Annotated in this window: 30 protein-coding genes; 18 read left to right on the top strand and 12 right to left on the bottom strand. The window is 68.9% G+C overall.

From position 1 onward, the window contains the following. From VGC56_RS11820 to VGC56_RS11800, 5 genes are all read left to right on the top strand, one after another. The coding region (locus VGC56_RS11820; RefSeq protein ID WP_464125110.1) for a division plane positioning ATPase MipZ at window positions 1-693 on the top strand (693 nt) is incomplete at its 5' end. Next, the gene (locus VGC56_RS11815; RefSeq protein WP_464125109.1) at window positions 693-1112 is read left to right on the top strand and encodes a J domain-containing protein; all 420 of its coding nucleotides are present in this window, start codon (window positions 693-695) and stop codon (window positions 1110-1112) included. The genes VGC56_RS11820 and VGC56_RS11815, both read left to right, overlap by 1 nt. 23 nt (window positions 1113-1135) lie before the next feature. Further along, the gene (pgmG, locus tag VGC56_RS11810; protein WP_464125108.1) at window positions 1136-2518 is read left to right on the top strand and encodes a phosphoglucomutase/phosphomannomutase PgmG; all 1383 of its coding nucleotides are present in this window, start codon (window positions 1136-1138) and stop codon (window positions 2516-2518) included. A 1-nt stretch (window position 2519) separates the two neighbouring features. Beyond that, window positions 2520-2768, top strand: a complete 249-nt coding sequence (locus tag VGC56_RS11805) for a hypothetical protein (protein ID WP_464125107.1) — start codon at window positions 2520-2522, stop codon at window positions 2766-2768. Window positions 2769-2852: 84 nt separating this feature from the next. Beyond that, complete coding sequence (locus VGC56_RS11800; RefSeq protein ID WP_464125106.1) at window positions 2853-3695, top strand: lipase family protein; 843 nt, start codon at window positions 2853-2855, stop codon at window positions 3693-3695. Window positions 3696-3916: 221 nt separating this feature from the next. Here the strand turns inward: VGC56_RS11800 and VGC56_RS11795 are convergent, their stop codons facing one another. The 3 genes from VGC56_RS11795 to VGC56_RS11785 are packed head-to-tail and all read right to left on the bottom strand — an operon-like array spanning window position 3917 to window position 5631. Then, on the bottom strand, window positions 3917-4339 hold the full coding sequence (locus VGC56_RS11795; RefSeq protein ID WP_464125105.1) for a type II toxin-antitoxin system VapC family toxin: 423 nt from the start codon (window positions 4337-4339) through the stop codon (window positions 3917-3919). Then, window positions 4339-4578, bottom strand: coding sequence for a type II toxin-antitoxin system Phd/YefM family antitoxin (locus VGC56_RS11790; RefSeq protein WP_464125104.1), 240 nt, complete (start codon window positions 4576-4578; stop codon window positions 4339-4341). The genes VGC56_RS11795 and VGC56_RS11790 overlap by 1 nt, the downstream gene beginning before the upstream one ends. Before the next feature lie 51 nt (window positions 4579-4629). Beyond that, window positions 4630-5631, bottom strand: coding sequence for a ligase-associated DNA damage response exonuclease (locus VGC56_RS11785; RefSeq protein WP_464125103.1), 1002 nt, complete (start codon window positions 5629-5631; stop codon window positions 4630-4632). A gap of 68 nt (window positions 5632-5699) precedes the next feature. Here VGC56_RS11785 and VGC56_RS11780 point away from each other — a divergent pair, with 68 nt between their 5' ends. Beyond that, a complete protein-coding gene (locus tag VGC56_RS11780) occupies window positions 5700-5888 on the top strand; it encodes a hypothetical protein (RefSeq protein WP_464125102.1) in 189 nt (62 codons plus the stop codon). A 102-nt stretch (window positions 5889-5990) separates the two neighbouring features. After that, entirely contained in the window at window positions 5991-8408 is a 2418-nt protein-coding gene (locus VGC56_RS11775; RefSeq protein ID WP_464125101.1) for a ligase-associated DNA damage response DEXH box helicase, read from the top strand. Window positions 8409-8411: 3 nt separating this feature from the next. Here VGC56_RS11775 and VGC56_RS11770 read toward each other — a convergent pair whose 3' ends face one another. Both VGC56_RS11770 and VGC56_RS11765 read right to left on the bottom strand, forming a co-directional pair. Beyond that, a complete protein-coding gene (locus VGC56_RS11770; protein ID WP_464125100.1) occupies window positions 8412-9497 on the bottom strand; it encodes a YihY/virulence factor BrkB family protein in 1086 nt (361 codons plus the stop codon). A 164-nt stretch (window positions 9498-9661) separates the two neighbouring features. Further along, complete coding sequence (locus VGC56_RS11765) at window positions 9662-10207, bottom strand: HD domain-containing protein (protein WP_464125099.1); 546 nt, start codon at window positions 10205-10207, stop codon at window positions 9662-9664. A 132-nt stretch (window positions 10208-10339) separates the two neighbouring features. Here VGC56_RS11765 and VGC56_RS11760 point away from each other — a divergent pair, with 132 nt between their 5' ends. From VGC56_RS11760 to pdeM, 5 genes are all read left to right on the top strand, one after another. Beyond that, the gene (locus VGC56_RS11760) at window positions 10340-12853 is read left to right on the top strand and encodes a PAS domain-containing protein (RefSeq protein ID WP_464125098.1); all 2514 of its coding nucleotides are present in this window, start codon (window positions 10340-10342) and stop codon (window positions 12851-12853) included. Window positions 12854-13111: 258 nt separating this feature from the next. Further along, window positions 13112-13606: an Hsp20 family protein gene (locus VGC56_RS11755; RefSeq protein WP_464125097.1), complete on the top strand. Its 495-nt coding sequence runs from the start codon at window positions 13112-13114 to the stop codon at window positions 13604-13606. A 122-nt stretch (window positions 13607-13728) separates the two neighbouring features. Next, window positions 13729-13890, top strand: coding sequence for a hypothetical protein (locus VGC56_RS11750; RefSeq protein ID WP_464125096.1), 162 nt, complete (start codon window positions 13729-13731; stop codon window positions 13888-13890). A gap of 235 nt (window positions 13891-14125) precedes the next feature. Continuing rightward, window positions 14126-14257 carry a hypothetical protein gene (locus VGC56_RS11745; RefSeq protein ID WP_464125095.1) on the top strand — a complete coding sequence of 44 codons (132 nt, stop codon included), beginning with the start codon at window positions 14126-14128 and terminating at the stop codon, window positions 14255-14257. A gap of 38 nt (window positions 14258-14295) precedes the next feature. Then, window positions 14296-14958: a ligase-associated DNA damage response endonuclease PdeM gene (pdeM, locus tag VGC56_RS11740; protein WP_464125094.1), complete on the top strand. Its 663-nt coding sequence runs from the start codon at window positions 14296-14298 to the stop codon at window positions 14956-14958. Between the two features lie 15 nt (window positions 14959-14973). On the opposite strand, the gene VGC56_RS11735 is transcribed toward pdeM, so the two are convergent. Genes VGC56_RS11735 through pabB form a run of 3 tightly spaced genes read right to left on the bottom strand, consistent with a single transcriptional unit; the run spans window position 14974 to window position 17524 of the window. Next, window positions 14974-15198 carry a hypothetical protein gene (locus tag VGC56_RS11735; protein ID WP_464125093.1) on the bottom strand — a complete coding sequence of 75 codons (225 nt, stop codon included), beginning with the start codon at window positions 15196-15198 and terminating at the stop codon, window positions 14974-14976. Between the two features lie 8 nt (window positions 15199-15206). Then, entirely contained in the window at window positions 15207-15866 is a 660-nt protein-coding gene (gene msrA, locus VGC56_RS11730) for a peptide-methionine (S)-S-oxide reductase MsrA (RefSeq protein ID WP_464125092.1), read from the bottom strand. Continuing rightward, a complete protein-coding gene (gene pabB, locus VGC56_RS11725; protein ID WP_464125091.1) occupies window positions 15863-17524 on the bottom strand; it encodes an aminodeoxychorismate synthase component I in 1662 nt (553 codons plus the stop codon). Before pabB ends, msrA begins: the two co-directional genes overlap by 4 nt. 100 nt (window positions 17525-17624) lie before the next feature. On the opposite strand from pabB, the gene VGC56_RS11720 reads away from it, so the two are divergent. From VGC56_RS11720 to VGC56_RS11710, 3 genes are read left to right on the top strand one after another with little or no spacing between them, the layout of a single operon-like run. Next, window positions 17625-19004, top strand: coding sequence for an L-serine ammonia-lyase (locus VGC56_RS11720; RefSeq protein ID WP_464125090.1), 1380 nt, complete (start codon window positions 17625-17627; stop codon window positions 19002-19004). A gap of 41 nt (window positions 19005-19045) precedes the next feature. Next, window positions 19046-19282: a FitA-like ribbon-helix-helix domain-containing protein gene (locus tag VGC56_RS11715; RefSeq protein ID WP_464125089.1), complete on the top strand. Its 237-nt coding sequence runs from the start codon at window positions 19046-19048 to the stop codon at window positions 19280-19282. Beyond that, complete coding sequence (locus VGC56_RS11710; protein ID WP_464125088.1) at window positions 19279-19713, top strand: type II toxin-antitoxin system VapC family toxin; 435 nt, start codon at window positions 19279-19281, stop codon at window positions 19711-19713. The genes VGC56_RS11715 and VGC56_RS11710 overlap by 4 nt, the downstream gene beginning before the upstream one ends. On the opposite strand, the gene VGC56_RS11705 is transcribed toward VGC56_RS11710, so the two are convergent. The 3 genes from VGC56_RS11705 to cysD are packed head-to-tail and all read right to left on the bottom strand — an operon-like array spanning window position 19703 to window position 23582. Continuing rightward, window positions 19703-20896, bottom strand: a complete 1194-nt coding sequence (locus VGC56_RS11705) for a serine hydrolase domain-containing protein (protein ID WP_464125087.1) — start codon at window positions 20894-20896, stop codon at window positions 19703-19705. The genes VGC56_RS11710 and VGC56_RS11705 overlap by 11 nt on opposite strands. After that, window positions 20893-22683 carry an adenylyl-sulfate kinase gene (gene cysC / locus VGC56_RS11700; protein WP_464125086.1) on the bottom strand — a complete coding sequence of 597 codons (1791 nt, stop codon included), beginning with the start codon at window positions 22681-22683 and terminating at the stop codon, window positions 20893-20895. The genes VGC56_RS11705 and cysC overlap by 4 nt, the downstream gene beginning before the upstream one ends. Then, window positions 22683-23582 (bottom strand): sulfate adenylyltransferase subunit CysD, encoded by a 900-nt coding sequence (gene cysD, locus VGC56_RS11695; RefSeq protein WP_464125085.1) that lies wholly within the window; start codon window positions 23580-23582, stop codon window positions 22683-22685. The genes cysC and cysD overlap by 1 nt, the downstream gene beginning before the upstream one ends. A 68-nt stretch (window positions 23583-23650) precedes the next feature. On the opposite strand from cysD, the gene VGC56_RS11690 reads away from it, so the two are divergent. After that, window positions 23651-24316: an MBL fold metallo-hydrolase gene (locus VGC56_RS11690; protein WP_464125084.1), complete on the top strand. Its 666-nt coding sequence runs from the start codon at window positions 23651-23653 to the stop codon at window positions 24314-24316. Between the two features lie 7 nt (window positions 24317-24323). Here VGC56_RS11690 and VGC56_RS11685 read toward each other — a convergent pair whose 3' ends face one another. Further along, complete coding sequence (locus VGC56_RS11685) at window positions 24324-24761, bottom strand: MAPEG family protein (protein WP_464125083.1); 438 nt, start codon at window positions 24759-24761, stop codon at window positions 24324-24326. A gap of 195 nt (window positions 24762-24956) precedes the next feature. Here VGC56_RS11685 and rpmF point away from each other — a divergent pair, with 195 nt between their 5' ends. Both rpmF and VGC56_RS11675 read left to right on the top strand, forming a co-directional pair. After that, window positions 24957-25136, top strand: coding sequence for a 50S ribosomal protein L32 (rpmF, locus tag VGC56_RS11680; RefSeq protein WP_464125082.1), 180 nt, complete (start codon window positions 24957-24959; stop codon window positions 25134-25136). A gap of 32 nt (window positions 25137-25168) precedes the next feature. After that, window positions 25169-25807, top strand: a 639-nt coding sequence (locus tag VGC56_RS11675) for a phosphate acyltransferase (protein WP_464125081.1), incomplete at its 3' end; no start/stop codon positions are given.

Genomic DNA, 25807 nt, shown 5'->3' with positions numbered 1-25807 from the left:
GCCGCGCTCGATCTCGACACCCGCCAGCGCACGCTCGGCCGCTATCTCGACAACCGCGCCGAGACGGTGAAGCGGCTCGGCATCGACCTCGTCATGCCCGCCTACGAGACGTTCGACCCCGAAAAGGGCGAGACGATCGAGGCCCAGCTCGATCGCATTTCGGCCGACGTCGAGATCGTCGTCGTCGACACGCCCGGCCGCGACGATCCCCATGCCCGGGCCGCCATGCTTCGCGCCGATACCCTGGTCACGCCGATCAACGACAGCTTCGTCGATCTCGACCTGATCGGCCAGGTCGACGCCGAGACCTACCGGGTGCGTCGCCCGAGCTTCTACGCCGAATTGGTCTGGAACAGCCGCACCCAGCGCGCCAAGACCCACGGCGCCAGCGTCGACTGGGTCGTCCTGCGCAACCGCATGCAGCATATCGAGGCGCGCAACATGCGCCGCGTCGGCGAGGCGCTGACCGAGCTTTCGAAGCGGGTCGGCTTCCGCGTCATTCCCGGGCTCGGCGAGCGGGTCATCTACCGCGAGCTGTTCCCCAAGGGCATCACCCTCCTTGATCTCGCGCAGCTGGGCGAAGTCGGCATCGCCCACATCGCGGCGCGCCAGGAATTGCGCGAGATGATCGCCGGCTTCAGCCTCCCCCAGCCCGGAGAGGCGGCCCAGCCGCGCGCCGCCGCCGCGGGCTGATGGGCATATTCGTCCTGCTCGCCGCGGCGGGCCTGATCTGGGCGTGGGCGACCGGGCGTCTGAAGCGCGTCACCCACGAGGACATCGTCGCGGCCCTGCTCTTCCTGCTCGGCTTCGAGATGCTCACCAAGGGCGTGCTCCTGCCCGGCGCCGGACTGATGGCGGTGAGCCTGTTCTGGGCGGCGTGGCGGCGGAAGCCGCGCGCGCCGGCCACGCCGCCCATGCCCACGGACGAAGCGCGGCGACTCCTCGGCGTGCGGATCGACGCCAGCCTCGCCGAAATCCGCGACGCCCACCGCCGCCTCATCGCCCGCGTCCACCCCGACGCCGGCGGCTCCGCCGAGCTCGCCGTCCGCGTCAATGCGGCGCGCGACGCCCTCGTCGCCGAAATGAACCGCAATTCGCCTCGCGCGTCTTGATCCCGTCCCCCATGGAGAATTCGATGAGCCATCGCTTCAACCCCACGTCCCTGCGCGAATATGACATAAGGGGCGTGGTCGGTGAGACGCTTGGCCCCGACGATGCGGAGGCGGTGGGCCGCACCTTCGGCACCGTCGTGCGCCGTGCCGGCGGGAAGCGGGTGGCGGTCGGCTGGGACGGGCGCGACAGCTCGCCGGAGCTCGAGGCGCGGCTGGTCACGGGGCTGACGAAGAGCGGATGCGACGTCGTCCGCATCGGCCTCGGCCCCACCGCGATGCTCTATTATGCCGAGGCGGAGCTCGACGTCGACGCCGGCATCCAGATCACCGGTAGCCACAATCCCGCCGATTATAACGGCTTCAAGATGGTGCTGCAGCACACCGCCTTTTTCGGCGAGCGCATCCAGGAGCTCGGCCGCATGTCCGCCGCCGGCGACTGGGAGGAAGGATCCGGCTCCGTCACCGACCAGGAGGTGATGGACCGCTACGTCGACCGGCTGCTCATGGACTTCTCCGGCAAGCCGTTCCGGATCGGCTGGGACGCCGGCAACGGCGCCGGCGGGCCGATCGTCGATCGGCTGGTGAAGCGCCTGCCGGGCGAGCATCACACGCTCTACACCGATGTCGACGGCCGCTTTCCCAACCACCATCCCGACCCGACGGTCGAGGCGAACCTGGAGGATCTGAAGCAGCTCGTCCGCGAAAAGGGCCTCGACTTCGGCGTGGCGCTCGACGGCGATGCCGATCGCATCGGCGCCGTCGATGGCGAGGGCCGCGTGGTGTGGGGAGACCAGCTCCTCTCGATCCTCGCCGAGCCGGTGCTGCAGCAATTGCCCGGCTCGACGATCATCGCCGACGTCAAGGCGAGCCAGGCCCTTTTCGACCGCATTGCCGAACTCGGCGGGACGCCGGTGATGTGGAAGACCGGCCACAGCCTCATCAAATCGAAGATGAAGGAGACGGGCGCGCCGCTGGCCGGAGAGATGTCCGGCCACATCTTCTTCGCCCACCGCTGGTACGGCTTCGACGACGGCATCTACGCGGCCCTGCGCCTGATCGAGGCGGTCGGCAGCCTCGGCGGGTCGCTGACTGCCTTGAAGGACGCGATGCCGGCGATGGTCAACACGCCCGAGATCCGCTTCCAGGTCGACGAGGTGCGCAAGTTCGCCATCGTCGACGAGGTGCTCGACCGGCTCGAGCAGGAAGGCGCGAAGGTCGACCGCACCGACGGCGCCCGCGTCAACACCGCAGACGGCTGGTGGCTCCTGCGCGCGTCGAATACGCAGGACGTGCTCGTCGCCCGTGCCGAGGGCAAGGACGAAGCCGCCGTCGAGCGGCTCATGGCCCAGGTCGACGAGCAGCTCGGCAAGTCGGGCATCGTGCGCGGGCCGCAGGCGGCGCACTGAGGTGCCCAAGATCTACCCTGAGGCGCTCGCCTTCTGCATCCTCTGGGCCGCCCTCGCGGTCGCGGGCTTTGCGCTGCTGGACTGGAAGGCGGGCGTGATCCTCTCGGTCGGCCTGTTCATGCTGATCATGCCGGCCAGCGCCATCATCCTGTCGCGCACCAGCAACTTCGCGCTCGAGCGGGCCGTGCGGTGGGGCATCCTGGTGGTCGCGGCAATCGGGCTCGCCTCGGCGGTCGATCTCCTCCGATAGGCCGGCCGCCGGCGCGATGCCGCCGCCGATTCGCCTTTTTCGTGCCGCCGACGCATGCTGGCCCAAGGCTGAGGGGGCAGGCGAATGCAATACGACGCGAGCAAGGACGCTTTATTCCATCCCGAGGAGCGCGAACCTTTGTTCGGGACGGACCTCCCCTGGACACAGGATGGCCTGTGCGCCGAGCTGTCGCGCCTCGCCTACATCCGTTTCGAGGAGGGCGACCGCGACAGGCTGAACGCGGCGCTCGCGCGGGGCGGCTTCGGCGCCGCGGCGACGTTCATTGACGCCAAGACGGAGGCCCAGGGTTTCGGGACGATCGCCGCGGACGGCACGCGCTACCTCGCTTACCGCGGGACCCAACCCGACCGGCCGGGCGACTTCATCTCCGACGCCCGCTTCTGGGGCCGGCGCTGGGCAGGCCCCGGCCGGGTCCATACGGGATTCCTGGCGGCGGAGCAGAGCCTTGCTGGTGAGGTCGACGCATGGCTCGGGCTGCAGGAGGGGCCGCCGCCGGTGGTGACCGGCCACAGCCTCGGCGCGGCGATGGCGACGATCACCGCCGCGCGTCTTCCAGGCTCCTCGCTGGTCACCTTCGGCTCACCCCGCGTCGGCAACGGCGCCTTCAGGGCCCCCTTCGCGGGCCGCGCGGTGCGGCGCTACGTGGATTGCTGCGACGTGGTGACGACGGTGCCGCCGGCCCTCGGCTACGGGCACCTCGACGGCGAGCTTTACATCGACCGCGCAGGGCGCGTCCTCCCCGCCGCTCCCGGTTGGTGGGGCCGGATGAAGGATAAATGGGCAGCCCGCCGGGAGTATCTCGCCCGCTGCGCGGGGCGGCCCGGCAACGTCGCGGCGCGCGAACTTGCCGACCACGCGCCGATAAATTATATCAGCGCCGTCCTTGGGGTGCGCGAGGGACCCTGATCGCCATCATCATCTCCCGCACCAGCAACTTCGCTCTCGGGCCTATCATCGCGCCATCGACGAAGGGCGAACCGCTCGACCTCCGAAGATGCGGCTCTAGAGCCTGATCGTTTGAGGTGGAAGCGCTTCGCGCTTCCGCTGAAAGCGTGAATCAGGCTCTATTCAAATGGTTGAGACCTTGATTCACGCCTCAGGCTGATTCAGCCTGAGACGATCAAGGTCTAGATCAGGACGAAATCGAAGCCGAGGACACCGGCCGCCTCGGCTTGCCGCTGATCGAGGGTGCAGAGCCTCGCCTCTTCCTCTGCGGCGATGGCGAGGTGCAGCGCGTCCCCGCCGCGTGCTCCAGCCGTCCGATTCGCGGCGATCTCGGCCGCACGCCTGAAGTGCGCGCTTACCGGCAGGACGTCGCGTGCCTGCTCCCGCCTGATGGTGTCGTAGAGCGAGAGGGCGGCGTCAGCCAAAGCGGGCTCCAGCTGCCCCGCCCGCAGCTTCGCGGCCAACGCCGCTGCGACCTCGACGTGCGTCCATGCGCTCAGCACAAGGCCGGCAGCGGCATGGGCGGACAGCCATCGCTGCGCGCGGTCGGTATGCTCCTCCGCCGTGAGCGCCGCCACGAGGAGCGACGTGTCCGGATACAGCATCAGTAGCGCGAGTCCCGCATCTCTCGGACGATCTCGACTCCGGTCAGCTTCGACGGCGTCATCTTGGCCGTAAGCTGGCGCAGCGCCTCCACGTCGAGCGGCTTCCTCGGCTGCTCGATCGGAACGAGGCGGACCGCCGGACGGCCGCGGCGGAGGATCGTCACGTCCTCTCCGCGCTCGGCCCGCTCGACGAGATTGCTGAGCTGGGCTTTCGCATCCGATAGATTGACGGCCGCCATGCTTTGCTCCTGACCAGGTAGTTGGTCAGATACGCCCCGACAGCTCGAAGGTCAATCGTCCTCGTCCTCGCGGCCGACGAGGTTCAGCTCCCGCGCCTTGATCTGGCGGGTCATGCACCAGTGCATCAGCGCGTCCTCGCGGCCGTGGGTGATCCACACTTCGCGGGGCAGCAGCTCCGAGATGGTGGCGGTAAGCTCGTCCCAATCGGCATGGTCGGAGACGATGAGCGGCAGCTCGACGTTGCGCTGGCGGGCGCGCTGGCGCACCCGCATCCAGCCTGACGCCATGGCGGTAATCGGCTCCGGCAGCCGGCGCGACCAGCGATCGTTGAGGGCTCCCGGAGGCGCCACCACGATGCGGCCCTTCAGCTCCTCCTTGGAGGCGCCTGTGGCGGGGCGGATTTCGCCGAGGTCCACGCCCCATTCGCTGTACAAGTCGCAGAGGCGCTGGAGGGCGCCGTGTATGTAGATCGGCTCCTCATAGCCGCGGCGGCGCAGCTCGCAGATCAGCCGCTGGGCCTTGCCGAGCGCATAGGCGCCGACCAGCACGCACCGCTCCGGATTCTCGTGGAGCCGCGCGAGCAGCCGGTCCATCTCCGAACCGGTGTCCGGGTGGCGGAAGACGGGGAGGCCGAACGTCGCCTCGGTGATGAAGACGTCGCACGGCACCGGCTCGAACGGCAGGCATGTGGGGTCCGGGCGGCGCTTATAGTCGCCTGAGACGACTATTCGCTCGCCACCATGCTCCAGCACGATCTGCGCGGAGCCGAGGACATGGCCGGCGGGGACAAAGCTCATTTCGACATCGCCCATCCGCACCACTTCGCCATAGGCGATCCCATGGCCGCCCGGCTGCGGGCCGTAGCGGCACTCCATGATCGCCAGCGTCTCCGGCGTCGCCCAGACTTCGCCATGACCGCCGCGGGCATGGTCGGCATGCCCGTGAGTGACGAGCGCGCGCGCCTTGGGCTCGCTGGGATCGACCCACGCGTCCGCCGGCTTGACGTAGAGACCTTCGGGAAAAGGCTCGATCCAGGAACCGAGGCGGGCCATCGGGAGCTATATGGCCAGGATCACAGGCGGTTCCAAGGCGGACCGCCGCAAGGAAGAGGATCGGGACGATGGATCTGGGCGGCGCCGGCTGGGGGCTTCAGACGATCATCGGCGGGCTGCTGCTGGCGGCCGTCTTGCTGTGGGCGATGCTGCGCAACCGCAAGTCGCGCCAGCCGATGGACCGCACCGAGCGCGGCACCCGCAACGTCTACGACGAATCGGAGCAGGTCCGCCGGACCGGCGACGAGGACGTCTGAACCCTTGCACCGCTCGTCATCCTGACGAAAGTCAGGATCCATGAACACGGTATCGACGCGCTCGAACAGGCAGGTGTTCATGGGTTCCGGATCAAGTCCGGAATGACCGACCTTGGGCTTCCTGCCCCCGTCGCCGCGTGGTTCACCGCGAAGGGCTGGGCGCCGCGGCGGCACCAGCTCGAGATGCTCGCCGCCGCCCGCGCCGGCCGTAGCGCGCTGCTGGTGGCGCCGACGGGTGCAGGAAAGACCCTCGCCGGCTTCCTCCCTACCATCGCCGAACTCGCCGACGCCCCGGTGGACGGGCTCCACACCCTCTACATCTCGCCGCTCAAGGCGCTGGCGGTGGACGTGCAGCGCAACCTCCTCACGCCGGTGGCGGAGATGGACCTGCCGATCCGGGTCGAGACCCGCACCGGCGACACGCCCGCCGATCGCAAGGCGCGGCAGCGGGTGCGGCCGCCGCACATCCTCCTCACCACGCCCGAATCGCTCAGCCTGCTGCTCAGCCACGAGGACAGCCCCACCTTGTTCGGAGGCCTGAAGACGGTGGTGGTGGACGAGGTGCACGCCTTTGCGACCGGCAAGCGCGGGGACCTGCTCTCGCTCGCGCTCGCCCACCTGCAGGCGCTGGCGCCGGGGCTGCGCCGGGTCGCGCTCTCCGCCACCGTCGCCGATCCCGAGGCCTATCAGGGCTGGCTGGCGCCGCACGGCGACATCGAGACGGTCGAGGTGGTGATCGGCGATCCCGGCGCCGAGCCGCAGATCGGCATCATGCTGCCGGAAGACGAGCGCATCCCCTGGTCGGGCCATTCGGGGCGTTGGGCGGCGCAGAACGTCATGCGCGAGATCGAGCGGCACAAGACGACCCTCGTCTTCTGCAACACGCGCAGTTTGGCCGAGCTGATCTTCCAGGATCTGTGGACGGTGAACGAGGGGCATTTGCCGATCGGCATCCACCACGGCTCCCTCTCCGTAGAAGCGCGGCGCAAGGTCGAGGGGGCGATGGCGGCGGGGCGTCTGCGCGGGCTCGTCTGCACCGCCAGCCTCGATCTCGGCGTCGACTGGGGCGATGTCGACCTCGTCATCCAGATGGGTGCGCCCAAAGGCTCCTCGCGCCTGCTGCAGCGGATCGGGCGCGCCAATCACCGGCTCGACGAGCCCTCCGAGGCGATCGTCGTCCCCGGCAACCGCTTCGAATATCTCGAGGCCCGCGCCGCCCTCGACGCGATCGAGCGGCGCGAGCTCGACCCGGACGTCTTCCGCCCCGGCGCGATCGACGTGCTCGCCCAGCACGTCATGGCCGTCGCCTGCGGCGCGCCTTTCCACGAGGGCGAGATGCTGGAGGAGGTGCGCAGCGCCGCGCCTTATGCCGGCCTGTCGGAAGAGCTGTTCGGCCAGGTGCTCTCCTATATCGAGAGCGGCGGCTATTCGCTGCGCGCCTATGACCGCTTCCGCCGCCTCACCCGCGAGGCCGACGGGACCTGGCGCGTCTCGCACCCGCGCTTCATCCAGCAGCACCGGATGAACGCCGGCATCATCGTCGACGCGCCCCTGCTCGACGTCCGCTTCCGCCGCGGCCGCAAGCTCGGCACGGTCGAGGAATATTTCGCCTCGACCCTCTCGCCCGGCGACACCTTCTTCTTCGCCGGGCTGGTGCTGGAGGTCGAAAAGATCGACGGCACCGACCTCATCGTCCGCGCCACCACCAAGTCCGCGCGCATCCCGACCTATGTCGGCACCCGGATGGCGATGACCACCAACCTCGCCGACCGCGTCCGCGCCTTCCTGTGGGACCGCAGCCAGTGGCCGCGCTTACCGGACGACGTCCGCGATTGGCTCGAGGCGCAGGGCGAACGTTCGCTCCTCCCCCGCCCCGACCAGCTGCTCGTCGAGACCTTCCCGCACGAGCACCGCCACTACATGGTCTGCTACAGCTTCGAGGGCTGGAACGCGCACCAGTCGCTGGGCATGCTGATCACCCGGCGGATGGAGAGCGCGGGGCTGAAGCCATTGGGCTTCGTCTCGAACGATTACGCCCTCGCCTGCTACGGACTCGAGCCGATCGAGGACCCCGCAGCCCTGCTTTCGCCGGACCTGCTTGAGGACGAGTTCGTCGAATGGGTGCAAGGCTCGAACCTGTTGAAGCGCGCCTTCCGCGAGGTGGCGGTGATCGGCGGGCTGGTCGAGCGCCACCATCCCGGCAAGCGCAAGTCGGGGCGGCAGGTCACCTTCTCGACCGACCTCATCTACGACGTGCTGCGCCGCTACGAGCCGGACCATCTGCTGCTCAAAGCCGCGTGGGACGACGCCAAGGGCAAGCTCACCGAGGTCGGCCGCCTCGCGCGTTTGCTCGACCGCGCCCAGGAGACCATGGTGCACGTAACGCTGGACCGGGTGTCGCCGATGGCGGTGCCGGTGCTGGTCATCGTCGGCCGCGAGGCGACGGCGACGGGAACGGCTGAGGACCAGATCCTCATCGAGGCGGAGAGCCTCGCGGAAATGGCGATGCGGCGGGACTGACCCTCAGGCTTTGGACGCGAGGGGCGCGAGCCTGTCGGCACCGTAATGGGTGCCGTCGCTCCGCTGCCTCCGGCGTCGGCGCCAGACCTTGAAGCCGAGAGCCGCGGCGACGAGCGCGAGCCCGGCGTAAGGCGCTTTGGAGTCAGCCGCTTTGGCGGGAGCGGGAAGCGCCTTCTGCGCCTGTGCGGCGGGGGCAGGAAGGGCCGCGGGTTGCGGCGCCTTGGCCTTTGCCTCCTCGGCCTGCTCGCGTTCCAGCTCGGAATTGAGCTCGCCGCCCATGATCAGGATGTAGGCCGAGAGGTACAGCCAGGTGAGGAAGACGACGACGCCGCCGAGCGATCCGTAGGTCTTGTTGTAGCTGCCGAAGTGCGAGACGTAGAGGCCGAAGCCGATTGTTCCGAGCAGCCACAGCAAGGTGGCCGCCGCCGAGCCCGGGCTCACCCACATCCACGGCGCCTCGGGGCGGTTCGGCGCGAAGCGATAGACGGCGGCGAGGCCGACCGCGACCGCGGCGATCGCCACCGCCCAGAACAGGGCCTGGAAGAGGACGTGCACCACCGGCGAGGAGAAAGGCAGGATGTGCTCGATCGCCGCCGTCGCGGAGATGGCGCCGATGGCGAGGATGAGGACGACCAGGCCGCCGAGCGTCATCGCCAGCGCCAGGATCGTCGTCTTGATGAAGCTGCGCGTTTCCTTGAGTTCATAGGCGATGTTGAGGGCCGTCACGACGCCGGTCGCGCCCTTGCTGGCGCCGTAGACGGCGAGGGCGAGGGCGATGGCAAGTCCGAAGCCCTTGCTCGACTGCGGGCTGGCGGTGAGGCTCTTGAGCTGGTCGGCGATCAGCGCGGCGGCGTCGCGGGGCAGGGTCGCGAACAGCTTGCCGATATGCTCGGCGACCGTCTGCGGATCGGCGGCGAGCCCGTAGACCAGCACCACCGAGGCAAGCAGCGGCACGAAGGCCAGGAAGGCATAGAAAGCCACCCCCGCCGCGAGGAAACCGACATTGTCGTCCCCCGCTTCCTTCCAGGTGCGGACGAGGACGGCGCGCCATTGCGCGGCGGCGGGCCAGCGGACGGGTTCGATTGCCATGGCGCGCAGAACCGGCGGACCGGGCCGCGGTTCCGGCGCGTGCGAAACGGGACAGTCACCGACCTCCCAGTCCTCGGGATTCGATGGGGACCGTCACCGACCGCAGAAGCCAGCGCATCCTTGCACCGGCTGGGGAGCTCGGTGACTGTCCCCTCTCTTCCCCCTCAGATCATCGCCTTGGGATTGGAGAAGACCCGCGTCACCTCCGGCTCGAAGCTTTCCAGCGGATCGACTTCGAACGATGGATCGAAGGCCGGCGCGTCCCATTCATCGACCAGCTTCTCCGCGAAGCCGTACCAACTCTCGCCGGCGAACCGCGCTCGGCCTTCCGGATCCTTGCCGAGGTGCTGGAAATAGTAACGGCCCTGGAATTCCTGGTGCCAGTAGACGGCGTGGTAGATGTCCTCGCTCACGTAAGGCTTCAGCATCTCCGCGGCGATGGCGCCGTGGTTCGGGATCGAGAACAATTTGCCGAGGTCGTGGCAGAGTGCGGCGACCACCTCCTCGTCCGTGGCTCCGGCCCGCCGGGCGAGGGTGCCGGCCATCAGGCTGTGGGTAAGCTGGTTCGCCGCGAAGCCGACTTCGATCTCCTCGAGGCGTTTGAGGCTGTCCATGATCTGGCGCGCGGCAACGCTCTTCTGGTGCTTGCCGTGCTCGGCCGCAATGTGCGCCCAGTCCATCACGGTGCCTTCGCGCATGTCGGTGAACATCGCACCTCTCCTTCGCAACGGAGATTAGTGCGCCGGCGCCACCCTGACAATAATGCGGGCTTTTCCGCGCCGGGCGGCGCGGCTAGGCTCCGGCGCGCCGGCGGGGGCCGCACGTGGAGACGATCCGCTTCGATGCCGCCGCATTCCCCTGCCGAGGTGCCCCCCAGCCGTCTCGCCTTTCTCGCCGACGGCGGGGAGATGGGTGCGCGCCTCCGTTCGTTCGACTGGAACAAGTCGCCGCTCGGCGTGCCGGAGCATTGGCCGCAGGCGCTCAAGACCGCCGTCGGCATGCTGCTCAGCACCAAATTCCCGATGTTCATCGCCTGGGGGCCGGAGCTGCGCTTCCTCTACAACGACGCCTATGTAGAGATTCTCGGACGGAAGCACCCGGCTGCCCTCGGCCATGCCTTCGAGGATATCTGGGCGGAGATTTGGCAGGACATCGGGCCCCTCGCCCGACGTGCGGTCGCGGGCGAGCCAACTTACTGGGAGAATTTGCCCCTCACGCTGACCCGCAAGGGCTTCGAGGAGCAGACCTGGTTCACCTTCTCCTACGGCCCGCTGCGCGGCGATTCGGGCCAGCCGGAAGGGATGTTCTGCGTCTGCACCGAGACGACGGCGACGGTGCTCGCCGAGCGCGAACGAATTACCGAGGCGGAGCGGCTCCGCCAGCTCTTCGATCATGCTCCGGGCTTCATGGCGGTGCTGCGCGGGCCGGAGCACGCCTTCGAGATGACCAACGCCGCCTACCTCCAGCTCGTCGGCCACCGCGACTTAATCAGCCGCCCGGTGCGCGAGGCCCTTCCGGAGGTGGAAGGCCAAGGATTTTTCGAACTGCTCGACGAGGTCTATCGCAGCGGCAACGCTTTCACCGGCCGCTCGATGTCGATAGGCCTCAGCCGCGAGCCCGGCTCGGCCGCCGAGGAGCGACAGGTTGATTTCGTATTCCAGCCGATGCTCGAGTCGGGCGGCAGCGTCAGCGGCATCTTCATCCAGGGGACGGACGTCACCGAGCGCCATCTGGCCGAGCTTGCGCTGCGCGAAAGCGAGGAGCGCTTCCGCCTCATCGCCGATTCCGCGCCGGTGCCGATGTGGGTCACGCGGCTGGACCGCAGCCGCAGCTTCGTGAACCGCGCCTATGTGGAGTTCCTCGGCATCAGCTACGACGAGGCGGTCGGCTTCGACTGGCGGACCGTCATCCATCCCGACGACGCCGAGCGCATCGTCGCCGAGTCGATCGCCGGCGAGGCGACGTTGCGGCCCTTCGAACTGGTCGGGCGCTACAGGGGCGGCAAGGGCTGGCGCTGGATCCGCTCGATCTCGCAGCCGCGCTTCGGCCCGCAAGGCGAGCATGTCGGCTTCATCGGCGTCGCCCACGACATCACTGCGCTGAAGGAGGCCGAGGCCGCCCTGCGCGAGGCGAACGAGACGCTCGAGGGCCGCGTCGCCGAGCGCACCGGCGACCTCAGCGCCGCCCTCGACCGCCTGCAGGCCGAGGTCGGCGAGCGGCTGCGTGCCGAGGAGGCGCTTCGCCAGGCCCAGAAGATGGAGGCGGTGGGGCAGCTGACGGGCGGCATCGCCCACGATTTCAACAACCTCCTCACCCCGATCATGGGCGGGCTCGAGCTGCTCGCCGCGCGGGTCGAGGATGCGCGCCTGAAGCGGGTCGCGGACACCGCCCTCGAATCGGCCCGTCGGGGCGCCAAGCTCACCGGGCAGCTGCTCGCTTTCTCCCGCATCCAGCGCATCAGCATGGCGCCCGTCGCGGTCAACGACGTCATCGACAAGATGCAGACCCTGCTGCGCCACTCGATCGGCCGCTCTATCGTCATCGAAACCGATCTGGCCCCGGATGCAGGCTACGGCCTGTGCGACGCCAACCAGCTTGAAAATGCCGTCCTCAACCTCGCCATCAACGGCCGCGACGCGATGCCGGACGGCGGCGGCATCCTCACCATCTCGACGGCGCGGCTGACGTTGCCGGACGAGGCCGACCACCGCGCCGGCACCTTCGTGCGCATCCGCGTCTCCGACACCGGGGCCGGCATGCCGCCGAACGTCGTCGCGCGCGCCACCGAGCCGTTCTTTTCCACCAAGCCGCTCGGCAAGGGGACGGGCCTCGGCCTCGCCCAGGTCTACGGCATCGCCCAGCAGGCCGGGGGAACGCTGCGCATCGCCAGCGAGGTCGGGCGGGGCACCGATGTCGATATCCTCCTCCCCGGTATGGAAGCCCCCGACGCCGCAAGCATCGAGGGCGCGGCGGCGGCGGGCGTCGCGGCCCCGACATCGCGGGCGCGAGTGCTCGTGGTCGACGACGATGACGACGTGCGCGCCTTCCTCATCGCTTCGCTCGAAGGGCTCGGCCACGAAGTGGTGGCGGCGGAGAATGGCGAGGAGGGCCTCGCCCGCCTGCGCGAGCGCCGCCCCGACCTCGCCCTGATCGACTATGCGATGCCCAACATGCACGGCGCCGAAGTGGCCCGCGCGGCGCGGGAGATTGCGCCGGACCTGCCGATCGTCTTCGTCACCGGCTATGCGGAAAGCGAGCAGCTCGAAGCGGCGCTCGGCTCCGAGGTGCCGGTGTTGCGGAAGCCCTTCACCCTCGCCGAACTCGCGGCGGCGGTGGCGGAGAATGTGGTCCTTTAGTCCTCCCCTCGCTTTCGAGGGGAGGGGGACCGCACGAAGTGCGGTGGAGGGGCCTCTTGGGCCATGAGCCACCATGCTGCGCATGGTCCCCCTCCGCTGCAAATGCAGGGGAGGATTTAGGGGCTCTTGAAGCCGTTTTCGCCGCACCTAAATCTCCTCCCGCCGGGCCGCTATCCGGGGTCCGGCGGCATCCGCGAGGGGCTCCGGGCCTCGTGCCGGACCGCTCGTGCCCATGTTGCTCAACTGGAGGACAAGGATATGAGAAGCTTCGATTTCACCCCCTATCGCCGCTCGACCATCGGCTTCGACCGGCTCTTCGAGTTCCTCGAAAGCGCGAACCGCGAGCAGTCGGACAATTACCCGCCCTACGACATCGAGAAACTGAGCGACGATCGCTACCGGATTACGCTCGCCGTCGCCGGCTTCGGCCCGGGCGACATCGACATCACGGCGCGGCAGAATTTGCTCACCGTCACGGGCCGCAAAGGCGAGGCCCGCAGCCGCGACGGCAATTTCGTCCATGTCGGCATCGCCACCCGCGCCTTCGAGCGGCGCTTCGAGCTGGCGGATTTCGTGCGGGTCGAGGCGGCGGACATGCAGGACGGCCTGCTGTCGATCGAACTGGTCCGCGAAATTCCCGACGCGATGAAGCCGCGCAAGATCGAGATCAACGGCGGCGGCCGCCGCACGATCGAGGCGGACGCGCCGTCCGAGCCCGTCGTGCAGCGCCAGGAAGAACGCGCCGCCGCCTGATCCGTCCGCGAAGTGGGGACAGTTACGGGGCTGTCCCCATTTTTGCCGATTCTGCCGAGAGACCGCCGCGCGCCGGGCCGGTATGCGCCTGGACCTTCGATGATGAAGGACGCGGTGAGACAGTGAAAAGGCCGAACGCATTCCGTAACCCCGTTGCCTTGGTTGTGCAGGGCTTCATCGCCGCGGCCTTCGTCTTCGTCGCCGCCGATCCCTCCGTCGTGGGCGCCGGTGCGCCGGGCAACGACGCGCAGGCGACGGCGCGGCTGGCTGAGCTTACCCGCTGACCTGCGGGCTCCCGATCACGGGAAGCATCTCAACGCATAAAAGGAACCGCCCGCCGCGCAGGGTGGCCCACGGGTTGTTACGGCGCACCCTCCGCTTATCTCCTGTTAAGGTTGAGGGCGCCAGGACGGAGACGGGATCCGACCCGCCGTAAGAGCGCCGGATATCCCGAGAATGCATAAGGGAGGCGGCTCCGCGGGGGCCGAGACGGGTATGTTGCGCAAGCTTCGCAGTCCTATGGTGCTGGTGGTCGAGGGTTTCCTTGCCGGGGCTTTGCTGTTCGTCGTCGCCAACCCGACCTTCGTGCACTCCGATTCGGGCCGCGCCGACGCGCAGGCCGCCGCCCTTGTCAAAGAGCTGACGCGCTAAGCGCTTGAACCCGCGGCCGGCCCGGCTATAGCAGGGCAATGGTTCGCTTTACGTTCTGTGGCCACGATTTGATGGCGCTGCCGCAGGGCGCCTTGTTCTGGCCGTCGCGCCGCGCCTTGCTGCTGGCCGACCTCCACCTCGAAAAAGCGAGCTGGTTCGCCCGCTTCGGGCAGATGCTCCCCCCTTACGATTCGATCGCCACCCTCGCCGATTTGACGGCGCTCGCCGTCACCACCGGCGCCGGCGAAATCTGGTGCCTGGGAGACAGCTTCCACGACAAGTTCGGCTGCGAGCGCCTGCCCGTGCGGGCGCGGGAGATGCTGACCGCGCTCACCGCCTCGACGCGCTGGACCTGGATCACCGGCAACCACGATGCGGGCATCCTCGATCATTGCGGCGGCTCGATCGTCGAGGAAGCGGAGGTGGACGGCCTCCTGCTGCGCCACGAAGCCGATCCGGCCGAGCTTCGACCGGAGCTGTCCGGCCACTTCCACCCGAAGCTGCGCGTCAGCCACCGCGGCCGCCGGGTCTCTCGCCGCTGCTTCGTCGCGACGGATACCAAGCTGATCCTGCCCGCCTTCGGCTCGCTGACCGGCGGCCTCGACGCTTCCCACCCGGAGATCGTCCGCGCCGTCGGAGCGAAAGCGGAGGCGCTGGTGCCGGTCGCCGACCGCCTGCTCAGGTTCCCGCTGGCGGCATAAGGGCCGTGCCTTTCATCAAGGCGAAAAGTAGCGGAGCAGACTCATGATCCCGCAGAGGGGAATGCCGAGCGTCGTTACGATGCGGAGTTGACGTTCCTTGCGGGCGAATTGCTCCCGCATCACGCGCCGGTTGACCGACATCGCGATCCACAAGCGTGGCCAGCGCGTCAAAGCCGCCATCCATAACGCCGCCAAGCCGAAGAAGACGGCGCCCGTAACGTCGGGTGGCGGCGTCGCCACGGGGCGGCCTAGTTCCGCCAGAGCGTCGGGAAGTTCGCCTTCAACGCGGCCAGCTTGGGCATGTCCCAGCGGCGGATATAGGGGCTGTCCGGGTGCTTGCGCTCATAGCCCTGGTGATAGTCCTCGGCGAGGTAGAAGGCGCCGCTCTCCACCTTCGTCGCCACCTTTTGGGAAAAGGCGTGGGAGGCATTGAGCTGGGCGATATAGGCCAAAGCCGCGCGGCGCTGCGCCGGGTTCTGCGGGAAGACGGCGGAGCGGTAGCTGGGGCCGCTGTCGGGGGTCTGGCGGTTCACCTCGGTCGGATTGTGCGACGCGAAGAAGACACGCAGTAGCTGCCCGTAGCTGACCTGCCGCGGATCGTAGACGACGCGCACCGATTCGGCATGGCCCGTCGTCTCCGTCCCGACCTTGGGGTAATTGGCATCGGCGCGGCTCCCACCGGCATAGCCGGCGGTGGCGGATTTCACGCCCTTCACATGTTCGAACACGCCCTCGATCCCCCAGAAGCATCCGCCGGCAAAGACGGCCGTCTGGGTGGGGCCCGAGGCAGGGACGTCGATCTTGGGCGGCGGCGGGGCGGCGGCGCTGGCGGGGGCGGAGGGGGAGAGGAGCCAGGCGCCGCCGGCGAGAGCGGCGACGGCGATGGCCGCGGGCATTGCAATCTTCATGGTGAGACACTCCGGAGCTGCGCGCCCATGAGTCCCCGAAGGCTGTTGCCGATCAGGAACCCGTCCCTCAGATCGTCCTCCCTCAGCTCCGCTTCAAGGGCCCGGCCTTCGGAGAGCAGCCGCTCGCGCAGGATGCCGGGGAGGAGGCCGCGAGTGAGCGGCGGCGTCAGCAGCATATCGTCGCGCTTTACGAAGACGTTGGTGAAGCTGCCTTCGGTGATGAAGCCGGCGGCGTCGACGAACAGGGTTTCGAAGGCTCCGGAAGTCTCGCGCGGCGCATCGTAGAAGGCCCGGTCGCTGGTCTTGTGGCGGAGGCGGAAGTCGGACGGGTCGACCGGCAGCAGCGCCAGCGCGACCTCCACCGACCCCTCCGGCGCGCCCGGCAGCGGCCGCGTCTCGATGGCGATAGCCCCCGTCCGCGAGAGCCGCAGCCGCAGCTTGCGCGGTGCCCGCAGCGCGAAGGTCGCCGCCTGCAGCTCGTTGCGAGCGCCGTGGCGATCGAAGACGAAGCCGAGCGCTTCGGCACTGGCCTTCATCCGCGCGAGGTGGCGCTCGAGCTCGGCGATGCCGTCGTGCGGATCGAAGCGCATCGTCTCGATAAGGTCGAAGCTGCGGTCGGTCTCCACGAAGGCTCCCTTGGCCAGGCACTCGCGCCACTCGTCCGCGGGCCGGCTGTCGGCGACGATGCCGGAGCCGAGGCCGAGTCGCGCCCGCGTCTCGCCGTCGCGCAGCACCAGGGTGCGGATCGCGACGTTGAACGCGGCGTCACCGTCCGGGGCGATCCGGCCGATGCTCCCCGTGTAAACGCCGCGCGCGCGCCGTTCGAGCCCGTTCAGGATCTGCTGCGCGCGGATCTTCGGCGCGCCGGTGATCGAACCGCAGGGAAAGATCGCCTGCAGGAGATCGACGGGCCCGAGCCCGTCGCGCAGCTGCGCGGTCACGGTCGAGGTCATCTGCTGGACCGTCGGATACTCCTCCACCTCGAACAGCCGGGGCACGGCGACGCTGCCGCGCGCCGCCACCCGCGACAGGTCGTTGCGCAGCAGGTCGACGATCATGAGGTTCTCGGCGCGCTGCTTCGGATCGCTCCGCAGCCCCTCCGGGTCGCTTCCCGCAGGCGCGGTGCCCTTCATCGGCCGCGCGGTGATGCGGCCGCTCTCCAGTGTGAAGAACAATTCTGGGGAGAAGGAGAGCAGCCAGCGGGTGCCGGTGAAGACGATCCCGCCCCAGCCGGCGCGGGCCCGGCGCCGCAGCGCGGCGTAGAGGGCAATCGGGTGCCCGGCCGTCGCCACCTCCGCCTCGAAAGTGAGGTTCGCCTGATAGACGTCGCCTTCGAGGATGTGCTCCTGCACGGTCTCGACGGCGCGGAGATAATCGTCGGGCGCGACGAGCGGCCGCGGACGGCTTGCCCAGGCTCCGTCAGGTTGCGGAAGCGTCTCTAGATCGACCGCTTCGCCGCCTTCAAACAACCCGAACCACAGGAGCGGCGTCTCGGTTGCGCCGTCTAAGGCCGACACAGCAGGCTCGAGCGCGTGTCCGGCTTCGTAGGCGAGGAAACCGGCAGCCTCCGTACCCGCCGCCCTCAGCCTTTCGAGCGCAGGTCGCACCTCCTCCGGCCGCCACGCCTGGACGATCTCCACCGGCTCCCGGTACAGCATCGCGCCTTCCCCGCCCCACCCGTCGAGGAGGACGAAAGGCCTGCCGTCTTGCCAGAAGCCGGGTGCGGGTCCATCTCGCGCGGCGTCAGGAGTTTTTCCGGTGGTTTCCAGCGTCTTCGACCTCTTCAAGATCGGGGTCGGCCCGTCGAGCTCCCACACGATGGGGCCGATGACGGCCGCATGCCGCTTTGTCGAGACGCTGCGCGACAAAGGCCTGTTCGGCCGCACCGCCCGCGTCGAGGTCGACCTGTACGGATCCCTCGCCCTGACGGGCAAGGGCCACGCCACCGACCGCGCCATCCTGCTCGGCCTGTCGGGGCAGCGGCCGGACGGGATCGATCCGGACGAGGCGGACCGCATCGTCGCCGGCATTCGCGAGAAGGGCAGGCTGCCGCTGGGCAAGGACCGCGACATCAGCTTCGACGAAGCGGGGGACCTGCGCTTCCTCCAGCGCGAGCGGCTGCCGCACCATTCGAACGGCATGCGCTTCGCCGCCTCCGACGCGGCCGGCGAGGCGCTGGAGACGGGCGTCTATTATTCAACCGGCGGCGGCGCCGTCCTCGACGAGACCGCCATCGCGCGCAACGCGCCGCCCGACGGCGTGTGGGATATCCCGTTCAACTACCATTCCGCGGCCGAGCTGCTGGTGATCGCCGCGCGCGAGGGGATGACGATCGCAGACGTCGCCCGCGCCAACGAACGTGCCCAGTTCCCCGACGAGGAGATCGACGCCCGCCTCGCCACGATCGCCGAGGCGATGAGCCGCTGCATCGACCGCGGCATCGCCCAGAGCGGCATCCTCCCCGGCGGCCTCAAGGTGAAGCGGCGTGCGCCCGGCCTTTACCGCCTGCTGCTGGACCGCGCCGAGCGGACGCTATCGGACCCGCTGACGGTGATCGACTGGGTCAACCTCTGGGCGCTGGCGGTGAACGAGGAGAATGCCGCCGGCGGCCGCGTCGTCACCGCCCCTACCAACGGCGCCGCCGGCATCGTCCCGGCGATCCTGCGCTATTACCAGCGCTTCACGCCGCATTCGACCGACGAGGGCGTCCGCACCTTCCTCCTCACCGCCGCCGCGGTCGGCTCGCTGTTCAAGGAGAATGCCTCCATCTCCGGCGCCGAGGTCGGCTGCCAGGGCGAAGTCGGCGTCGCCTGCTCGATGGCCGCGGCGGGGCTGACGGCCGCGGTCGGCGGCACGCCGGCGCAGATCGAGAATGCTGCCGAGATCGGCATGGAGCACAATCTCGGCCTCACCTGCGATCCCATCGCCGGGCTCGTCCAGGTGCCCTGCATCGAGCGCAATGCGGTGGGCGCGGTCAAGGCGATCGAGGCGAGCCGCCTCGCCCTCGCCGGCGACGGCTCGCACCTCGTCAGCCTCGACCAGGTCATCGAGACGATGCGCCGCACCGGGCTCGACATGAACGAGCGCTACAAGGAGACCAGCCTCGGCGGCCTCGCCGTCAACGTCGTCGAGTGCTGAGTTGCTTGCACTGTGCTAGCACGGGCATTATTATCCCACCCATGGCAACGCTGACAGTCCGCCGCCTCGACGACAGGGTCTATGACGTCTTGCGCAGCCGAGCCGAGCATAACGGCCGGTCGCTGGAGGCTGAGGTGCGGTCGATTCTGGAAGACGCCGCGACACCTAGACAACGCCTCGTCGAGCGCCTCCGCGCTTTCCATGCGGAGGTTGAGAGTCGTCACGGCATCTTGCCGGACAGCACGCCGATCATTCGCCAGATGCGCGACGAAGAGTGATTTGTGTTGTCGACGCAAGCTTGGCGGCAAAATGGATTCTGCGCGAGATGGACAGTCCGGCCGCTCTCGCGCTTCTTGCTGACGAGCGCCGAAGGTTTGCCGCACCCGATTTGATCTTCGTCGAGGTTGGGGGTGCGTGCGTGCGACGGGCGAACATGGACAAGGCCGTTCAAGCGGACGCGATCCACGCTCTGGACGAATGGACAAAGATCTGGTCCGATCAGACGATCGCAGGCTACCCCGTCACGCCGAACCGGCTCCTCGACGGCGCCGACCTAGCCGTCCGCCTCGGAACGCCGCTCAAGGATTGTCTCTACCTCGCGCTCGCCGAGGAACTCGAGTGCGACCTGCTGACCTGCGACGTTCGGTTCCGGGACAAGGCTCTCGGCGTTTCAGCACGGGTGAAGCTGCTGTCGGAGATCAGCGCCTGAGGTTCGCCGCCAGCCATTCCTCCGCCGCCCGGTAGGAGGAGCGGCCCTTCGGCGGCGCATCGCCGAGGCCGGTGGCGAAGAAGGCGATGCCGCGGCCGGTGGCGGGGTCCACCCACAGGCCGGAGCGCACGCCATAGGCGTCCCCGGCATGGCCGATGCGGGGCTTGCCGTCGCCGAACAGATCGTCGGTGGCACATTGGGCGCTGGTCTGCACGGCGAGGCCGTAGGCGCAGTAGAAACCCTCCTCCGTCTCGCCGTTGGCGCCGTCATGACGCCAGTGGATGCGCTCCATCTCGGCGATGCTCGATTCGGTGAGGAAACGTCTGCCGTCGGGCAGGGTGCCGCGGCGGAGCAGCACCCCGCCGACCTTTGCCAGGTCCGCGACCGAGATGCGCATCCCTCCCTGGGGCGAGAACAGGCCGCCATTGGTGCCGACCGCGTAACCGGGGAGGTCGCAGCTCCCATCGGCCGGCGCGTAGACGAGGCACGGCGGCGGCGCGCCGCGCAAATCGTCCTTCACCACCTTGCCATCGGGGGCGTAGAGGGCCACGGCGCGGGCGAGCACCGGGGCCGCACAACCTGACCAGTTCAAGCAGCCCGAGACGCCGAGCGGCGCCAGGACGAGCCGCTGCATCAGGCGGTCGAGCCGCTCGCCGGTCACCCGCTCCATCGCGGTGGCGATCACCGGGAAGTTCAGATTGGTGTAGCGAAAATAGGTGCCGGGCGGGTGCGCCGCGTCCCAGGCTTTCGAATTCTGGACGTGGCGCTCGACACTGGTGCCGATCGGCAGGACGTAATCGGCCGCGTCGGTGAGGCTGGAGCGGTGGGACATAAGCAGGCGCAGCGTGATCGGTGCGTTCGGAAACGAGGGGTTCCTGAGCCGCCAGCCCAAATAGTCGGAGACGTCGCGGTCGAGGTCGAGCTTGCCCTGCTCGACGAGCCGCATGACGCCGAGCGCGACGTGGAGCTTGGTGACGGAGGCGACCCGCACCGGGTCGTCGATCGTCACCGCGCGACCGGCCGCGCGGTCGGCGAGCCCGCCGGCGCCCGAGCGGAGCACGCCCCGGCTGTCGAACGTCGCCCAAGCCCAACTCGCCGGCGCGGGGGCGGGAGGGGGAGGCGCGGCGGGCACAGTGGCGCAGGCGGCGAGCGGCAAAGCGGCGAGCATAGCCAGAAGCCTCATCCTTCCTCCTCCAGATAACGCACCACGGCGTCGGCGGCCTCCTCGGGCGAGAGGCGGCTGGTGTCGAGGCGCAGGTCCGGCGCCTCGGGCGGCTCGTAGGGGGAGCCGATGCCGGTGAAGTTGGGAATCTCGCCGGCGCGCGCCTTGGCATAGAGGCCCTTCGCATCGCGCCGCTCCGCCTCGGCGAGCGGCACGTCGATGAAGATTTCGACGAAACGGTCCCGCCCCAGCAGCTCGCTTACCATCCGCCGCTCCGCACGGAAGGGGCTGATGAAGGCGGCGAGGACGATGAGGCCTGAATCGAGCATCAGCTTCGCCGTCTCGCCGACCCGGCGTATATTCTCGGCGCGGTCGGCGTCGGAGAAGCCGAGGTCGCGGTTGAGGCCGAGGCGGACATTGTCGCCGTCGAGCAGGAAGGTGTGCCGGCCGCGGGCGTGGAGCTTCGCCTCGACGAGATTGGCGATGGTCGACTTGCCCGCCCCCGAGAGACCGGTGAACCACAGCAGGCGCGGGCTCTGGCCGAGCGCGGCGGCGCGGACGTCCGGCGTGACGGTGAGCGGCTGCGCGCGGACGTTGGTGGCGCGCCGCAGGGCATGGCCGATGAGCCCGGCGCCAACCGTCTCGTTGGTCACGCGGTCGATGAGGATGAAGCCGCCGAGCTCGCGATTTTCCGCATAAGGCGCGTGGACGAGCGGCCGGTCGGTCCACAGGTCGCAGACGCCGACGGCGTTGAGGCCGAGCGAGCGCGCGGGCACCGGCGACAATGTCGCCATGTCGATCTCATGCTTGGGCGGCTGCAGCGTGGCCAGCGCACTCTGGGTGCCGAGCTTCAGCCGGTATTGCCGGCCGCCGACCAATTCCTCCTCCGCCATCCACACGATGTCCGCCTCGAACTGGTCCGCCACGTCGGGGAGCGGGGCGGACGCAATGACGTCACCGCGCGAGCAATCCACCTGGCGGTCCAGCGCCAGGGTGATCGACTGACCGGCTAGCGCCTCCCCGGGCGCGTCGAAGCCGTCGAGGATCGCCGCGACGGTTGCCCGGGTGCCGGCCGGCATCACCTGCACTTCATCGCCGACGGCAATGCTTCCCGCCGCGACGAGGCCAGAGAAGCCGCGCCGCTCCGCGTCCAGCCGGGTCACGTATTGGACCGGCAGACGGAACGGTCCCGCGGCGGCGCGATCCTCTTCCGGCTCCGCCGCTTCGAGGAGATCGAGCAAAGGCGGCCCATCGTACCACGGCATGTTGGGCGATGCCGTGCCGACATTGTCGCCCGCCGCGGCAGAGATCGGGATGGCGTCGAAACCTTCCGCGACCGCGCGGAAATCCTCCACCGCCGCGGCGAACGCACCGGCGTCGAAGCCGACCAGGTCCATCTTGTTGACGAGGAGGATCAGCCGCCGGACGCCGAGCAGGCGGCAGAGGTAGGCGTGGCGGCGGGTCTGGTCGAGCACGCCCTTGCGCGCGTCGACGAGGACGAGGCCGATGTCAGCGGTCGAGGCGCCGGTGACGAGGTTGCGGGTGTACTGCTCGTGTCCTGGCGCATCGGCGACGATGAACTTGGTCCGCTCGGTCTCGAAATAGCGGTAGGCGACGTCGATCGTGATCCCCTGCTCGCGCTCCGCCTCCAATCCGTCGAACAGCCGCGACAGGTCCCCCGCGCAGGCCGCGAGTTCGTCGTCCGGCGCCGAGCCGGTCTCGGCGAGCAGGCGCCCGAGCAAGCTCGACTTGCCGTCGTCGACGGAGCCGCAGGCGACGAGGCGGAGGAGCTTCTTCTCCGTACCCATCAGAAATAGCCCTCGCGCTTCTTGCGCTCCATGGCGGCGGCGCCGTCGCGGTCGATGAGGCGGCCCTGGCGCTCGGACGCGCGGCTGAGGCGCATCTCCTCGATCAGCGCGTCGAGCGTCGTCGCCCGGCTCTCGATCGCGCCGGAAAGGGGGTAGCAGCCGAGCGTGCGGAAGCGGATCCACCGCTCCTCGAGGCGCTCATTGGGGCCGAGCTTCATCCGCGCGTCGTCGACCATCAGCAGCGTGCCGTCCCGCTCCACCGCCGGCCGCGGCGCCGCGAAATACAGATCCGACACCTCGATTCCCTCGGCGGCGACGTAGGTCCAGACGTCCCGCTCGGTCCAGTTGGACAAAGGGAAGATGCGCAGGCTCTCCCCCTTGGCCTTGCGGCCGTTGTAGAGGTGCCAGAGCTCGGGCCGCTGGCGCTTCGGGTCCCAGCGGTGGCCGGCGGCGCGGAGCGAGAAGACGCGCTCCTTTGCCCGCACCCTCTCTTCGTCGCGGCGGGCGCCACCGAACGCCGCGTCGAAGCGGTGGGCGTCGAGCGCCTGGCGCAAGCCGTCCGTCTTCCACATCTGGGTGTGGAGCGAGGAGCCATGGTCGAACGGATTGATCCCCCGCGCCTCCGCCTCGGGATTGCGGTGGACGATGAGCTCCATGCCCGCCGCCGCCGCCGCGCGGTCGCGCAGATCGTACATGGCGCGGAATTTCCAGGTCGTGTCGACATGGAGGAGCGGGAAGGGCGGCGGCGCGGGGTAAAAGGCCTTGCGGGCGAGGTGGAGGAGGACCGAACTGTCCTTGCCCGCCGAATAGAGCATGACCGGCCGCTCGCTCTCCGCCACGCCCTCGCGCAGGATGTGGATCGCCTCGGCCTCGAGCCGCTGAAGGTGGGTGAGCCTCATTGCGGCGCACCCTAGAGGCGGGTTCGGCCCGGTTGCAACTTGGCTGAACGCAGGCCATCTCCGGCCGCATGTCCGAGCCCTCCATGAAGGCCGTCATCGTGCCGGTGACGCCGCTCCAGCAGAATTCGACCCTCTTGTGGTGCACCAGCACCATGAAGGGCGCCTTCACCGATCCCGGCGGCGATCTCGACCGGCTGAAGGCGGCGGCGCGCCAGCATGAGGTCACCGTCGAGAAGATCCTCCTCACCCACGGCCATATCGACCATTGCGGATCGGCCAAGATCCTCGCCGACGAGCTGGGGGTGCCGATCGAGGGGCCGCACGAGGCGGACCGCTTCTGGATCGCGCGGCTGGAGGATGACGGCCGCAATTACGGCATCACCGGGAAGGTCTTCGAATCGGATCGCTGGCTGGTCAACGGCGACCAGGTGACGGTCGGCGACCTGGTGTTCGACGTCTATCATTGCCCCGGCCACACGCCCGGCCACGTCGTCTTCCACCACCCGGCTTCCAAGCTCGCCATCGTCGGCGACGTCCTGTTCCGCGGCTCGATCGGCCGCACCGACTTTCCGATGGGCAACCATCAGGATCTGATCGACGCCATCACCCAGCGCCTCTGGCCGCTCGGCGCAGACACGATGTTCGTGCCCGGCCACGGCCCGATGTCGAGCTTCGGGCAGGAGCGGCAGTCCAACCCCTTCGTCGCCGACAGCGTCCTCGCCCGCGCCGGGTGAAGCCGCGTCAGGCGGACCTGATCTGTGAGACCGTCGCGCCCGCCTTGGGGTGGGCGAGATACGGCACGACCAGCGCATAGATGGCGAGCCCGATGAGGATCAGCATCGTCAGCATGATGCCGATCATGCGCAGGCGCGTGCGGCCATCCATGCCGAAGGCGTGGACGAGGCGGCCGACGATGTAGACGGCGCCGACCGCCCACAGCCACGTCGCCGATCCCGTCGCCAGCTCGACGAGGGCAAGCAGGATCAGGAAGAAGGGCGTGTATTCGACGAAATTCGCCTGGGCCCGCATGCGCCGCGCCAGCGCGTCGTTGCCGCCGTCGCCGACCGAAACCTTCGCCGCCCGCCGCACCTGTCCCACCCGGTTTGCGAGCCACACGTTCATCAGAGTCGCCGCCCCGGCCATGGTGAGGGTGATCGGCAGGACTATTCCGCTCGGCATGGCGTTCTTCCCTTCGGTTCGGCGGCACTGGTTGGCATGCGGTGCTCGCGCTTGCAACATGGGCGGAAATCGGTATAGGCGGGCACCGCTCCAGCGAGCGCACTCCGGCCGCCATGGCCCGCGGCCCGATCAGCCGTTGACCTTTGGCACCGTGCTCGCCACATCGAACCCTAGTATACGGAAACAGGTGCCAGGATGGCCGTCCCCAAAAGAAAAACATCGCCTTCGAAGCGCAACATGCGCCGCAGCCACGATGCGCTGAAGCCGGTCAATTATCAGGAATGCCCGAATTGCGGCGAGCTTCGCCTTCCGCACAATCTGTGCCAGGCGTGCGGCCATTATAACGGCCGTGAAGTCCGGCCGGTCGAGGCCTGAGCTTACACCCTAACGTAAGGAGGGCAGACCGGGTGGGCAGCGGGCCACGTATCGCAATCGACGCGATGGGTGGCGATGTCGGGCCCGCGGTGATGCTCGACGGCGCCGCGCTGGCCTTCCAGCGCCGCGACGACCTCTCCTTCCTCCTGTTCGGCGACGAGACGGCGATCCGCGCCGAGCTCGCGCGGCATGACGGGGTCGGCTCGGTGTGCGAGATCGTCCATTGCGACGACGTCATCAGTGCCGAGGACAAGCCGAGCCAGGCGATCCGCCGCGCCAAGACCAGTTCGATGGGCCGCGCCATCGCCGCCGTGAAGGCGGGCGAGGCCGACGCCGCCGTCTCGGGCGGCAATACCGGCGCTTTGATGGCGATGTCGAAGCTGGCGCTGCGCACCATGCCGGGGATCGACCGGCCTGCCCTCGCCGCCTTGCTCCCGACGCTGGGCGAGAACGACCTCGTCATGCTCGATCTCGGCGCCAATACCGAATGCGACGCCCAGAACCTCGTTCAATTCTCGGTGATGGGCGCAGCCTATGCCCGCGTCGTGCTCGACCTCGAGCGGCCACGCCTCCAGCTGCTCAACATCGGCACCGAGGAATTGAAGGGCACGGACGAGCTGAAGGACGCGGCGACGATCCTGCGCGACGCCGACTATCTCGGCATGCAGTTC

This window comes from Allosphingosinicella sp., from assembly GCF_036403745.1.
Lineage (GTDB): Bacteria > Pseudomonadota > Alphaproteobacteria > Sphingomonadales > Sphingomonadaceae > Allosphingosinicella.
Note: the sequence above shows the minus strand (reverse complement) of the source record. Positions and strands in the feature narration are given on the sequence as shown.

Coding starts and splice junctions, on each gene's coding strand:
- VGC56_RS11815 (WP_464125109.1), top strand. CDS start 693: ATGGGCATATTCGTCCTGCTCGCCGCGGCGGGCCTGATCTGGGCGTGG.
- pgmG (WP_464125108.1), top strand. CDS start 1,136: ATGAGCCATCGCTTCAACCCCACGTCCCTGCGCGAATATGACATAAGG.
- VGC56_RS11800 (WP_464125106.1), top strand. CDS start 2,853: ATGCAATACGACGCGAGCAAGGACGCTTTATTCCATCCCGAGGAGCGC.
- VGC56_RS11795 (WP_464125105.1), bottom strand. CDS start 4,339: ATGCTGTATCCGGACACGTCGCTCCTCGTGGCGGCGCTCACGGCGGAG.
- VGC56_RS11790 (WP_464125104.1), bottom strand. CDS start 4,578: ATGGCGGCCGTCAATCTATCGGATGCGAAAGCCCAGCTCAGCAATCTC.
- VGC56_RS11785 (WP_464125103.1), bottom strand. CDS start 5,631: ATGGCCCGCCTCGGTTCCTGGATCGAGCCTTTTCCCGAAGGTCTCTAC.
- VGC56_RS11780 (WP_464125102.1), top strand. CDS start 5,700: ATGGATCTGGGCGGCGCCGGCTGGGGGCTTCAGACGATCATCGGCGGG.
- VGC56_RS11775 (WP_464125101.1), top strand. CDS start 5,991: ATGACCGACCTTGGGCTTCCTGCCCCCGTCGCCGCGTGGTTCACCGCG.
- VGC56_RS11770 (WP_464125100.1), bottom strand. CDS start 9,497: ATGGCAATCGAACCCGTCCGCTGGCCCGCCGCCGCGCAATGGCGCGCC.
- VGC56_RS11765 (WP_464125099.1), bottom strand. CDS start 10,207: ATGTTCACCGACATGCGCGAAGGCACCGTGATGGACTGGGCGCACATT.
- VGC56_RS11760 (WP_464125098.1), top strand. CDS start 10,340: ATGCCGCCGCATTCCCCTGCCGAGGTGCCCCCCAGCCGTCTCGCCTTT.
- VGC56_RS11755 (WP_464125097.1), top strand. CDS start 13,112: ATGAGAAGCTTCGATTTCACCCCCTATCGCCGCTCGACCATCGGCTTC.
- VGC56_RS11745 (WP_464125095.1), top strand. CDS start 14,126: ATGGTGCTGGTGGTCGAGGGTTTCCTTGCCGGGGCTTTGCTGTTCGTC.
- pdeM (WP_464125094.1), top strand. CDS start 14,296: ATGGTTCGCTTTACGTTCTGTGGCCACGATTTGATGGCGCTGCCGCAG.
- msrA (WP_464125092.1), bottom strand. CDS start 15,866: ATGAAGATTGCAATGCCCGCGGCCATCGCCGTCGCCGCTCTCGCCGGC.
- pabB (WP_464125091.1), bottom strand. CDS start 17,524: ATGCTGTACCGGGAGCCGGTGGAGATCGTCCAGGCGTGGCGGCCGGAG.
- VGC56_RS11715 (WP_464125089.1), top strand. CDS start 19,046: ATGGCAACGCTGACAGTCCGCCGCCTCGACGACAGGGTCTATGACGTC.
- VGC56_RS11705 (WP_464125087.1), bottom strand. CDS start 20,896: ATGAGGCTTCTGGCTATGCTCGCCGCTTTGCCGCTCGCCGCCTGCGCC.
- cysC (WP_464125086.1), bottom strand. CDS start 22,683: ATGGGTACGGAGAAGAAGCTCCTCCGCCTCGTCGCCTGCGGCTCCGTC.
- cysD (WP_464125085.1), bottom strand. CDS start 23,582: ATGAGGCTCACCCACCTTCAGCGGCTCGAGGCCGAGGCGATCCACATC.
- VGC56_RS11690 (WP_464125084.1), top strand. CDS start 23,651: ATGTCCGAGCCCTCCATGAAGGCCGTCATCGTGCCGGTGACGCCGCTC.
- VGC56_RS11685 (WP_464125083.1), bottom strand. CDS start 24,761: ATGCCGAGCGGAATAGTCCTGCCGATCACCCTCACCATGGCCGGGGCG.
- rpmF (WP_464125082.1), top strand. CDS start 24,957: ATGGCCGTCCCCAAAAGAAAAACATCGCCTTCGAAGCGCAACATGCGC.